The organism is Flavobacterium sp. 38 (assembly GCF_057799715.1).
In genome coordinates, this window is sequence record NZ_JBYNWZ010000001.1 from 74,020 (window position 1) to 86,302 (window position 12,283).

At 34.6% G+C, this 12,283-nt stretch carries 8 protein-coding genes; 4 read left to right on the forward strand and 4 right to left on the reverse strand.

Annotated features, from left to right (window positions below; all coding sequences use genetic code 11):
- The first annotated feature begins 83 nt into the window (after positions 1-83).
- Positions 84-317, forward strand: coding sequence for a putative signal transducing protein (locus tag AC3E9W_RS00335; protein WP_456894875.1), 234 nt, complete (start codon positions 84-86; stop codon positions 315-317).
- 1 nt (position 318) lies between these two features.
- Here the strand turns inward: AC3E9W_RS00335 and AC3E9W_RS00340 are convergent, their stop codons facing one another.
- From AC3E9W_RS00340 to AC3E9W_RS00350, 3 genes are all read right to left on the reverse strand, one after another.
- On the reverse strand, positions 319-2,511 hold the full coding sequence (locus tag AC3E9W_RS00340) for a TonB-dependent receptor domain-containing protein (protein WP_488766185.1): 2,193 nt from the start codon (positions 2,509-2,511) through the stop codon (positions 319-321).
- Positions 2,512-2,826: 315 nt separating this feature from the next.
- On the reverse strand, positions 2,827-3,879 hold the full coding sequence (locus tag AC3E9W_RS00345; protein ID WP_488766187.1) for a helix-turn-helix domain-containing protein: 1,053 nt from the start codon (positions 3,877-3,879) through the stop codon (positions 2,827-2,829).
- A gap of 9 nt (positions 3,880-3,888) precedes the next feature.
- A complete protein-coding gene (locus AC3E9W_RS00350) occupies positions 3,889-4,941 on the reverse strand; it encodes a helix-turn-helix domain-containing protein (RefSeq protein ID WP_488766189.1) in 1,053 nt (350 codons plus the stop codon).
- A 196-nt stretch (positions 4,942-5,137) separates the two neighbouring features.
- Between AC3E9W_RS00350 and AC3E9W_RS00355 the strand changes: the two genes are divergently transcribed.
- The 3 genes from AC3E9W_RS00355 to AC3E9W_RS00365 all read left to right on the forward strand — a co-directional run bounded on the left by AC3E9W_RS00355 (position 5,138) and on the right by AC3E9W_RS00365 (position 10,605).
- A complete protein-coding gene (locus AC3E9W_RS00355; RefSeq protein WP_488766190.1) occupies positions 5,138-8,572 on the forward strand; it encodes a DUF8818 domain-containing protein in 3,435 nt (1,144 codons plus the stop codon).
- A 63-nt stretch (positions 8,573-8,635) separates the two neighbouring features.
- Positions 8,636-9,211: a hypothetical protein gene (locus tag AC3E9W_RS00360; protein WP_488766191.1), complete on the forward strand. Its 576-nt coding sequence runs from the start codon at positions 8,636-8,638 to the stop codon at positions 9,209-9,211.
- Between the two features lie 314 nt (positions 9,212-9,525).
- Complete coding sequence (locus AC3E9W_RS00365; protein WP_488766193.1) at positions 9,526-10,605, forward strand: glycosyltransferase; 1,080 nt, start codon at positions 9,526-9,528, stop codon at positions 10,603-10,605.
- A 229-nt stretch (positions 10,606-10,834) separates the two neighbouring features.
- Here the strand turns inward: AC3E9W_RS00365 and AC3E9W_RS00370 are convergent, their stop codons facing one another.
- The gene (locus AC3E9W_RS00370) at positions 10,835-12,145 is read right to left on the reverse strand and encodes a porin (protein WP_488766195.1); all 1,311 of its coding nucleotides are present in this window, start codon (positions 12,143-12,145) and stop codon (positions 10,835-10,837) included.
- Positions 12,146-12,283 lie beyond the last annotated feature (138 nt).

The following is a 12,283-nucleotide window of genomic DNA, read 5'->3' on the forward strand; positions in this document are numbered from 1 at the left end:
CCCATGGTTACCAACAACAATAGCTTTAATCAGTGCTATTTACCAAACAAACATATGTATTAAGTTGAAAAACACGAAAAACAATGATAGAAATTTTTAGAGGTTCTTATATTGAAACGATGAATATTAAAAATCTATTGGAAAACAATGGCATTTCAGCTTTTATTACTAATGAATACATGTCAAATATTCAACCTTGGTCTGTTTCTGCAGGAGGAAATAGTCCTGCAATTTTAAAAGTTTTAGAAAAAGATATGGCTAATAGCAAAAAAATAATTGAAAGCTACAACAATGGTGAATATAACTTAAGCGTATAACTTACCTCGCCCTATTATTCTCCGATTGCTCAATTTCAGATTTTTTATAAGTAGTCTTTTTCGAATCTCCAAAATTGTAGGTTGCTATCAGTTTAAAGTAATTACTCGTATACGTTCGGTGATAATAAATCTGGGTTTGTCCGACATTGTAATCTCCAGAAACCATAAACTTGTGAAAAATATCATTGGCAGAAAAATTAAGTCTTAAAGCATCTTTAAAAAAGTTTCTTTCTATTCCCAAAGTTACGGTCGAACGGCTGTTTTCGCTTCCCAATCCGTAGCTGCGATCTCCTAAGTACCAAGCCAAAAGCTGGAGTTTAAAAAATTTCGGAATCGTAAAGGTGTTATTCGAATACAAATAAAACTGAGGTTTTACGGGACTGAATTCAAATTCATAAAAATTGTCAACCGATTTGGTTAAGTTCATGCTTATGGTATTGGTAGAATTCCACCATTTGAGATTGAAGGATCTCGAAAGCGATGTAAAAAACACATGTCCTTTTTCTAGATTTAAAGCTCTCAGAATATAACTATTTGGCGTGTCGCCACGTAAAGCTGCCGCAGAAATCGGGTCAATTTTATAAGTATAGCCAATTTTAAAATCGAATTTTTTGTACATCGTGCCTATTTCAAAAGCATGCGTTTTTTCTGGAAGCAGATTCGGATTCCCTTCAATGGTCGTAAACGGATCTTGATAAATCACATACGGATTTAAAGCCTGATATCTCGGTCTGGTTATTCTGGACGCATAAGAGAAATGCCCTTTCCATTCTTCTGAAAAATTAAAATTTAAAAGCACGTTGGGAAAAAAGTTGCCGTACGCTTTTTCAAATTTCTGAATTCCGTTGGCGTTTGTAAACAGATTATAATTGGTTCGTTCTGCCCTTGCTCCAACTGAAAAATTGACTTTTTCTCCCCAAGATCCAACATAATTGAAATAAGCCGCTGTAATTTTTTCATTGTATTCAAAATCACTCGAAAGTTCGTCGTCCAATTCATAATCCATATCATCCGCATCGGCAATCAGGAAATCTGTTCCCGATTTTATTGTGGCATGACTGAACTTTGCTCCTATTTCTAGCTTTGTTTTTTCATTTATTTTCTTCGAATAATCCGTTTGAATCGCGATAATATTAATTCGACTTCCTACATTATTCTTCAAATATCTTTTATCTGCTGTTTCGTCTGCCCAACTATTTTCTTCAATAAAATCACCAATCGTTTGGTTGTAATTGGAATATTGCGAACCAATAAATAGTGTTGACCCTTTGGGATCGGTTTTCATATTATAATTTAAATTGACAAATTGGTTCAGTAAAACATCATTTCGGTCTACATCTGTTGCGTAAAAACTGCTTCCAGAATTATTCGTTATCGAATTTCGACTTTCTGTAATTCCGCCCAAATCATTTACGTTTCCGCTGTAGGCCAGCGAAATATAATTGTCTGGAGAAAAACTATACTGAAGTCCGAATCCGAAATTTGAGTAATTATTAAACCTTCTTTTCCAGTCGGTCGTCAATTCCGATTTCATATAATCTTCTGGATCTGGGCGCGTTCTCGTGGTGTACAATAATTCGCGGTTTCTTCCCAACTGCAAACCATAATTGGTTATAAAAGAGAATTTTCCTTTAGAATAACTAAAATCAATAAGCGTATTGTAGCTCGTTCCGCCAAATTTAGAAACCGATGTGTGCTGATTGGCAGTTCCCATCATGCCACTTTCTTTGTTTTGTTTGGTGATAATATTGATAACCGCTTTCCCTTCGGCATCGTACCTGGCAGAAGGATTCGAAATCACTTCGATTTTCTGAATCTGTGAAACGGGAATTGCAGCAAATCTTTCGTAATTAATCAAAATTCCGTTAAGATAAATAATCGCCTCGCCCTTTCCGAGTACGCTGATTTCTCCGTCGGCAACCACAACGTTTGGAACTCTAGACAATAATTCGTTTACCGAACTGCTCGTTGCCAGAACCGTTCCGTTTACATTGACATCAATATTTCCATTGGCTCCGTATTTTAATAATGAAGGCTGACTTTTTATAACAACTTCATTTAATTTATTGTGTTCTTGATCGTTGGGAATTATCGTATCGCGAACAGCTATTGGAACTGTTTTTATGATTAGATCCTTTTCTTTAACATAGGATTTGTCTGTAACTTTTTTTACAGCTTGTGCTTTTATTTCCATTGATGAAAAAATCAGGAAATAAATAAAAACGAAAATTAAAATTAAAAACCTCATAAAATTCTAGCGATTAAGTTTGACTTTGATGAAGCAAAAGTCAGTTCTAAATCGCGTTATAAGGTCATCGAAAGCGAAATCAGGAGTACGGATTTATAAATTAGGACTTTTTTTTTGAGATACAAAGATTCAAAGTGACAGAGTTACAAAGGTTTCTTTATAAAATACGAAATAATCGCGCAAAGGCGCTAAGACGCAAAGTTTTATTCTTGTTGTCTTTGTCTTTCTTTGAGTCAATAATATAATTCTTGTAAACTAAATTTATCTAAGTGATAATTCTTGTAGCTGATAATTTAAAGGAGTTGTTCCTGTATGTTTTTTGAACGCTGCGAAGAAAGTTGATTTCGAATTAAATCCAACATCATAGCCAACAGACTCTAAAGTCAGTTTATTGTTTGACGAAATAATTCTGCAAGCGGTTTCAATTCTAAATTCATTAACATAACTCGTAAAGTTCTTGCCTAAATTGTTGTTTAAAAACTGAGACAATTGATGGCTCGGCATATTAATTTCTTCCGATAAATCTTTTAAACTCAAATTCGGATTTCTGTACAATGCTTTTTCATTCATAATTTTCTCTAGTTTTTGAGAAATAACGACAGCATCTGCATCGCTTATTTTTTTGCTTTTCTGATTATTGATCAAGAACAAATCATCGGTTTTTTTTCGATGCAACAGAACCAAAATAATCAGATATAAAATAAAGGTGAAAGCTATTGCCCCTGTAATGCAGGAAACAAAAGGAACTCGTGAAAATCCTAAAAAGTAAGCAATGAATACGGCTGCATTACCAAAGAAAATAGCCGTAAACCATCTTTCTGCGGGAGAAGAACTTTCATAATTCCAGATTATTTTTTGAAGTAGTAAACGGCTTTCATAACCAGAAACAAAGAGGTACGAAAACCATTGGAAGAAAATAAAAGCCACAAAACAATAATTCCATAAAACAGGATAATTTTCATACGGAAGAAAAAATCCGATAGTCGAAACTGTCAAAAACCAAATTCCTAAATGCCATTTCCATTGTTTTGAAACTGTTTTATGAATCGCCGATTTTAAAACGTAATACAAAAACGGCCCAATTAGCAAACAAGCCGAAAGCCCAATCTGCAAATATGTTTTGGGAAGATCGTTATTAAAATATACGAAAACCGTAACCGCAATTCTGATGCTTAAAACCAATAAAAGTGCCCCAAGAAATAAATTAGAAACATATTTTTTCTTGGTAAAGAACAAAAAATACAGACTTAGAATAAATCCGTTAAAAGCGCCTAATGCTCCCAAAAAAAATATTATTTCTTTACCAATACTCATATCCAAATTTTATAAAGCTTGAAGCTGATAGTTTAGCGGTGTTGTTCCGGTATGTTTTTTAAAAGCGGCAAAAAAAGTGGATTTGGAATTAAATCCAACATCATAACCAACCGATTCTAAAGTCAGTTTGTTGTTTGAAGCTATGATTTTGCAAGCTTCGGCTACTCTAAATTCGTTTACAAAACTGGTAAAATTCTTCCCCAGATTATTGTTTAAAAACTGCGATAACTGATGGCTCGAAATATTAATTTCTTGAGACAAATCTTGAAGAGTTAGGTTTGGATTTTTATACAAACTCTTTTCGTGCATGGCATTTTCGAGTTTTTCAGACCACATTACAGCTTCTGCTGAGTCGATTTTTTTATTCGAAATCTTTCCATTCAACAAAAAGAGATCGTCTGTTTTTTTTCTGTACAAAAGAATCGAAATTCCCAAATACAAAATGAATGAAAAAACCACTGCTCCACTTATGTAAGTTGCTCCTGGCGCTCCAATAATGGATAAAAAATAAAATAGAAATAAAAGAAAATTTCCCAAAAAAAGCATCCCAAACCACATTTCGGCAGGGGATGTTTTTTCTTTTCTACTCAGGATTTTTTTCAAAACAGTACGAAGTTCAAAACCAGCAAATAGAATATAAACAAACCATTGCAAATAAATAATCCTTATAAAATAACCGCTCCAAAGTTTTGGATACAATTCATACGGATAAAAAACGCCGACTGTGACAATTAAAGTGCCCCAAAATGCTAATATCAATTTCCATGATTTGGGCATTATCTGAAATTCATCCACCGCCGATTTGATGAAATAATACAAACAAGGTCCGATGAAGAAACAAGCTGTCAAGCCAAACTGGAGATACATTTTTGGCAATTCTGGATGAAAATATACAAATACAGATTTCCCGATTCGGATACTCAGAGCAAACAAAAGCGCACCCAGAAAATAATTCGTCAGGTATTTTTTCTTAGTAAAAAAGAAGAAATAAACTCCGAGAATAATTCCGTTAAAAGCTCCCAAAGCACTAAAAAAGAATAAAAGTTCTTTGCTAGTATCCATAATTTAAGTTAGTTATATCGTAAACAAAGCTAAAAAAAAGATTGGCTTATCAGGAGAATTTTTCTGCAATTATTTTTTGTTTTACATTATAAAAGAGAGAAAATCATCACAAAATGGCTTCGTTTTTCAATAAATAAAAGCGTCGTAATTTCTTGATTATAAATACTACTTTTGGCTTTTTAGAGTTAAAGTATTTATGTTGAAAAAATTACTGTTTTTGACGGTTTTGTTCTGGTTTTCTGCGCTTCAGGCTCAGGAAACTGAATCGCTGTACAAAACCAAAAAAGTAATCGTTTCAAAAGATACCATCCGCCTTGAAAAAATGTCTATCAACTCTGGTTTTTTTCAAATTCTGAATACTAAAAACGAGCCAATCGATTCGACTTTTTACAATGTTAATTTCCAGAAAGGATATTTGCTTTTAAATGAAAAATTTCAATCGGTTTCAGATACTTTAATTGTCAATTATCTTAATTATCCCGAACTTTTAACCAAAGAATACAGCCTTTACAAATCCGATCAGATTGTAAGCGGTGACGTTGGAACTGATAAATTGTATCGAATAGATAATAATTCAAATGCCAAAAAAGTAACTCCTTTTGACGGATTGGAAACTTCTGGAAGCATTACAAGGGGAATAACTGTTGGTAATAATCAGAGTACGGTTTTAAACTCTAATCTAGATCTGCAGATTACAGGAAAACTTTCAGACAAAGTAAGCTTGCGAGCTTCACTTCAAGACAGCAATATTCCGCTGCAAGATGGCGGTTATTCTCAAAAACTTGATCAGTTTGACAATATTTTCATAGAACTTTTCAGCGAAGATTGGAACATTCGCGCAGGCGATGTCTTTTTAGAAAATAGGAAAACCCAATTTTTGAGTTTCAATAAAAAAGTTCAAGGACTTTCGGCAAGTTTTGATTTTGATACTGAAAAAAGCAAAACCAATGTTTTTGCTTCGGTCGCTTTTGTTAGAGGTCAATATGCCAAAAGTACTTTCATTGGTCAGGAAGGAAATCAAGGCCCTTACAAATTAAAAGGCCAAAATGGCGAATTGTACGTCCTTGTAATTTCGGGTTCTGAACGTGTTTATGTAAATGGCGTTCTGCTGAAACGCGGCGAAAACAATGATTATGTTATTGATTACAATGCAGGAGAAATTGTTTTTACATCTCTTTTTACGATTACTTCTGAAATGCGTATTAATGTAGAATACCAATATTCTGAACGAAATTACAACCGATTGGTTACGTACGCGGGTGCAACGCACGAGAACAAAAACTGGAGTTTTGGCGGTTATTTGTATTCTGAAAATGATATGAAAAATCAGCCATTGCAACAAAATCTTTCTCCGGAACAAGTTCAAATTTTAAGTGAAGCTGGAGATGATGTCAATTTGATGAAAGCGCCTTCTGCTTATGAAGATTCTTATGCCGAGAATAAAATTTTGTATCGAAAAATATTGGTCAACTCGGTTGAAGTTTACGAATATTCGAACAATCCTGCTGATGTTTTGTATAACGTCAGATTCAGTCAGGTTGGTGCAAACGCTGGAAATTATATCATTCAAAATAATAATTCTGTTGAACGTATTTATCAATATGTTGAGCCGGTAAACGGAATTCTGCAAGGAAATTACGAACCTATTGTACAGCTTGTGGCGCCAATGAAACTTCAGGTAGCGACATTTTTAGGAAAATACAATCCGAATGAGAAAACATTGGTCGATTTTGAGGTGGCGGTCAGCAATAACGATCAGAATTTATTTTCTGGAATTGACGATTCTAATAATCAAGGAGTTGCTTTTAAAACCAATCTTAAAAAACGGCTGTTTTCTAGAGAATGGAGTTTAGACGCTTTCGCGAATTATCAATTCGTACAGCAGGATTTTAAATCTATCGAACGTTTGTACAATATCGAATTTAATCGCGACTGGAATTTAACTGGAACTCTTCTGGGCAATCAAAGTCTTTTGGTTACGGGTTTGAATTTTGATTTATTTTCGAAAAATAAAACTTCAAATATTGGTTTGCTGACGTATCAATTTGAGAAACTAGATTTTAGCGAAAGTTACTCTGGAGCCAGACATACCACAAATGCACTGTTCAAATTAAAAAGATGGACAATCGAAAATAATGGAAGCTTTCTGAATTCTGATGCAACCGCTTCGACTTCAAAATTTATTAGAAATCAGACTAGAGCAAAATATCATTTTGGCAAAAACTGGATTGGTGGCAGCATGCAGCTCGAAGACAATCAGGAAAAAGATAAAGTTACCAATCAGTTTTCGGCTTTAAGCCAAAGATTTTCAGAATATGGAGTGTTTACTGGACGAGGCGACAGCACCAAAGTTTTTGTCGAAGTTGGTTTTCTGCAAAGGCGCAACGACAGTTTGCAAAACGGATTATTACAGCACGTAAATAATTCGCAGACGTATTATTTAAAGTCGAAATTAATTCAAACCAAAAAGACCGATTTAGCGGTTTATGCGAGTTATCGAAATCTGGATTTTACAGACAAATCGAGACAAAATGAGCCTTCTTTAAATTCGAGAGTTTTATACAACGACCGTTTTTTTAACCAGTTAATGCAGATTGGAACGGCGTACGAAACCAGTTCTGGAACTATTGCCCAACAAGAATTTACGTATGTAGAAGTGCCAACAGGACAGGGAGTTTACACTTGGAACGATTACAATGGAAACGGCATTCAGGAATTGGAGGAATTTGAAGTTGCAGTTTACCAAGATCAGGCGCGATATGTGAGGATCTTTTTGCCGAATCAAGTTTACATTAAAACCAACCAAAATAAATTTTCACAATCTTTAACTCTGAATCCGCTGCAATGGCAGAATGAAAAAGGGTTTAAAAAACTGCTGTCTTATTTTTACAATCAGACTTCTTTTATAATGGATCGAAAGGTGAAAAGCGATGGCGAAAAATTAGAACTTAATCCGTTTGCTTCGTCAGAAGAGAATATTTTAGGACTTAATTCGAGTTTCAGAAACAGTTTATTCTACAACCGAGGTAAGCAAAAACATTCTGTTACCTATTCTTATTTGGTCAACAAAGGTAAAAGTCTGCTTTCTGTTGGGTCGCAGCAGGTGAAGAATTATTCGCATCAAATTCAATACACGCATTTATATCAAAAAAGCTGGCTGTTTAATTTGTTTACCAAAACCATAAAAACCGATTTGGTTTCTGAAGATTTTGTCGAAAAAAATTATGATATCAACGGCTGGCAGATCGCGCCAAAAATCAGTTATTTATTTTCAAAAAACACCAAATTGGATTTCTTTTATGAACTTCAAAACAAAAAAAATCAGATTGGAAATCTCGAAACTTTAGACCAAAACAGAATCGGAACTTCTTTTTCTTATGCAGGCGAAAAGAAAGTAACCGTAAATGGAGAATTTTCTTTTTATCAAAATAAATTTAACGGAAATGAATTCTCATCTGTAGGTTTTCAGATGCTGGAAGGGCTTCAAGCTGGATCGAATTTGGTTTGGAAACTGCTTCTGCAAAAGAACCTTACGTCTTTTTTGGATGTCAATTTAAACTATCAAGGACGTAAAAGCGAGACGGGATCTACCATTCATACAGGAAACGTTCAGCTGCGCGCATATTTTTAAGGCACTGCGAAAAAGATGACAATAAATTGTTTAATTTTAATTGAAATTTAAACGTATAACCTTATGAAAAAATTAGTATTAATCTGTTTATTAGTTGTTTTCTCTTCTAATTTTTACGCACAAGAAACAACTGCAAAAACTACGAAAAGCAAAACAGAAACTTCGGCAAAAAAAGCTAAAGCTAGTGCCGACAAAGCTTCGGCTGATGCCAAAAAAGAGGCCACAAAATCTAAAAAAGCAGCAGATGACGCAAAAGCAGCTTCATCTAAAGCAAAGAAAGAATCTGCTGACGCTGCAAAAAAGACGGCCGACAAAGAAGCTGCAAAAGCTAAAGCTGATGCCAAAAAAGCTACTGAAGCGTCTGATAAAGCTAAAAGTTCTGCTGATAAAGCTAAAAGCACTGCAGACAAAACCAAAGCCGAAGCTAAAAAATCAACCGCAAAAGCTGACGCTGCTAAGAAAGATGCTACAGCTGCCAAAAAATCGGCAACTAAAACTTTAAAAGAAACTAACGAAAAAGCGCCATCTGTTCCAGATAAAGTTACTGGCGAATACAATGGCAAAAAAGTATACACAGGCCCAAGAGGCGGAAAATACTATATTAACAAAAATGGTAATAAGACGTATATCCAGGATTAAGGTGCTAAGCTTCTGAGGTGCTAAGTCTCTAAGGTACTAAGGTACTAAGGTACTAAGGTACTAAGCTTCTGAGCTACTAAGATTTTTAAAGACCGAACTTGCAGTTCGGTTTTTTTATGGTTTAAGCAAAAGGTTTTAGAGTTAAAAATTAAGCACAGAAAACTAGAGCCTCAGCTGCTTAGAGTCTTAGCAACTCAGAAGCTTAGTAGCTTAGAACCTCAGAAGCTTAGAACCTTAAATTAATAATTTAGTAATAAACTCGAAATAACATAGAAAACATATTTTTCTATCTTCGTTTTTAAAACGTGCTAAAAATGAGTATTGATTATTCTGCGAATAAAACTATTTTAATTGCTCCATTAAATTGGGGACTTGGACATGCAACGAGATGCATTCCTATTATTAAGGCGCTTCAAGAGAATAATTATATTCCGATCATTGCTTCTGATGGAGTGGCGCTGTCGTTATTACGAAAAGAATTTCCTTACATACAGACTTTAGAACTTCCTTCTTATCATATTGAATATGCAAAAAATGGGAAAAACTTTAAATGGAAGCTGATCAAAAATCTTCCGAAGATGATTACTGCCATTTTGGATGAGAAGAAAATGATCAATCATTGGATAAAAAAACATGGTATTGATGGTATTATCTCAGATAACAGACTGGGGGTTTTCAGCAAAAAGGTGCCTTCTGTTTTCATTACGCATCAATTGAATGTAATGACAGGAAATACAACTTGGTTTACGAGTAAATGTCATCAGCATTTTATTAAAAAATACGATGAATGCTGGGTTCCTGATACGAACGAAGAAATAAATCTAACTGGAGATTTGGGGCATTTAAAAAATGATGAACTAAACCTAAAATATATTGGCCCGCTGAGCCGCATGAAGAAAAAGGAAACTCCAAAAATATATGATCTTATGATTATATTGTCTGGACCTGAACCGCAACGCACTTTCTTGGATGAAAAACTGCAGAAAGAAGCGGCAAACTTTCCTGGAAAAGTAGTTTTTGTGCAAGGAATTGTAGAAAAATCGCAAGAAAAATGGCAGGCAGGAAATGTTACTTATTATAACTTCATGAACTCCAAACAGCTGGAACAGACTTTTAACGAAAGTGAATTTGTGTTGTGCCGTTCTGGCTACACAACTGTAATGGATTTGGCAAAATTGGGCAAAAAAGCTTTTTTTATTCCGACTCCCGGCCAATACGAACAGGAATATTTGGCAATAAAACTTCAGGAAGAAAATCTTGTTCCGTATGCCATGCAAGATGATTTTACAATTGAAGATTTATCAAAAGTACAGTCTTATAAAGGATTATCTCAATTTGAAAATAATATTGACTGGGATTCTTTATTTAAAGTTTTCGAGGAAAAAACAGCTTAATATTGGAACGCGGATGAAACGGGTTGCTAAAGCAAAACGCGGATAAAAACTGATTTTTTTTTATTTATCTTCTTCTATTTTTAAAATTTCTATTTTGGCTAAAGCCTTATAGATTATCATAAAAAAACCTCCAGCTAAAGCTGGAGGTAATTCATATTTTTTTATAAAGAAATCCGTTTTTATCCGCGTCTTCGCGAAAGCGAATTCGTTTCATCCGCGTACTATTTTTTTAGAAGTTAAACTGCACCTGCATTCTAAGCACGTTACCTTTCTGTCTGTTTATTGGCAATACGCTATCTTCAAAAGTTCTATCTGCAATTACGTACTCGGCTGTAAACTCCAATGCTTTGAAAATTTGCCATTCCACACCAAATTCGAAATCTCTTACGACGTAGCTTCTAGCGTCTCTTTCGTATTTTTTTCCTCCGTCATAATATTGGAATTTAGCGAAAGGATAAATATGCTGTTTTTTAATATCCCATTTGTAGTTTAATAAAACGTAACCTCCGTTCAAATCAGTTTGTTCTATTGTATTGGTAAGGGTATTGTAACGAGGTCCAGTTCCGATGTTATATTCGGTCTGGATTCCGAATGGTCTTGGATACAAAACGAAAGTCGCACCCACTCGCTGATCTTTTACATATTGAGGATCATTGACTGTAACACCTGGAGAAACTTCTCCTGTAAATGCCCATTTACCGGTGTAAGCCTGAATTCCAGGTTCTATAATTTGGCTTCCAATTACAAAAGGATAAGTTACTCTAGTTACCACATTTAAGTCTCTGTTTCCGTCTAACTTGTTTGCAATCTGCCCGTTATAAACTCCAAAAGCAAAAACTCCATAATCTCCTGAACCTTTGTAACCGTCATCAACCAACATCGCAAAACGCTTTCTAATTTCGGCTGGAGCCCAATAAAAGAAGATTCCTAAATCACGCTCATTTAAAATCGAAGAGTTGATAGCATCGGCACGGTCTAATGTTAAACGCTGAGAACTTGACTGCATATTTTCAAATCCGTATGGAATTTTACTTTGTCCCACACGCACGCGATATTCTTTTTTCTTATCGAAAGAAACATCAAAATACAAATCACGAATTTGTACAAAGTTCTGAACTCCTGTACTTGGAGAACTAGCAAAATCGGGCTGAAAATAGAAAAATAAATTAGGGTGTACTTGTCCAGAAAATACTAAACGTGCACGGCGAATAAAAAGTCCGTTGTTTGCTTTTGCATCTGGAGCTGTAGAAGTTGTTCCCCAAGATCTATCACATTGATCGCAGGATACTTTATCGTTTGTAGAAAGCAAACCATTGTATCTGATTTGAGCGTAACCTCTTAGCGAAATTCTATCGTACCAATGTTCTTCAACACCTGATCCCGATTTAGTTTCTGGAAGTTTGGCTTTATTTATAGAATCTAAAATACGTATTACCTCGTTTTTTACATCCTGTTTATTCAATTCCTGCTTGTTTGGTTCCTGTGCATTTGCAACAGAAACAGCTATTAATGCAACGGCTAATATTATTTTTTTTATCATTTTTTCTAATGCCCTTAATTTCAGGATGCAAAGATGACCCACCTATGTTAAGAAATCATTAACCAGATGTTACTATAATAAAAATTTAATGTTACGGCCGAAATCCGTATGTTGATTTATTGTTAAACACCCCTGTTT

Coding starts and splice junctions, on each gene's coding strand:
- AC3E9W_RS00335 (WP_456894875.1), top strand. CDS start 84: ATGATAGAAATTTTTAGAGGTTCTTATATTGAAACGATGAATATTAAA.
- AC3E9W_RS00340 (WP_488766185.1), bottom strand. CDS start 2,511: ATGGAAATAAAAGCACAAGCTGTAAAAAAAGTTACAGACAAATCCTAT.
- AC3E9W_RS00345 (WP_488766187.1), bottom strand. CDS start 3,879: ATGAGTATTGGTAAAGAAATAATATTTTTTTTGGGAGCATTAGGCGCT.
- AC3E9W_RS00350 (WP_488766189.1), bottom strand. CDS start 4,941: ATGGATACTAGCAAAGAACTTTTATTCTTTTTTAGTGCTTTGGGAGCT.
- AC3E9W_RS00355 (WP_488766190.1), top strand. CDS start 5,138: ATGTTGAAAAAATTACTGTTTTTGACGGTTTTGTTCTGGTTTTCTGCG.
- AC3E9W_RS00360 (WP_488766191.1), top strand. CDS start 8,636: ATGAAAAAATTAGTATTAATCTGTTTATTAGTTGTTTTCTCTTCTAAT.
- AC3E9W_RS00365 (WP_488766193.1), top strand. CDS start 9,526: ATGAGTATTGATTATTCTGCGAATAAAACTATTTTAATTGCTCCATTA.
- AC3E9W_RS00370 (WP_488766195.1), bottom strand. CDS start 12,145: ATGATAAAAAAAATAATATTAGCCGTTGCATTAATAGCTGTTTCTGTT.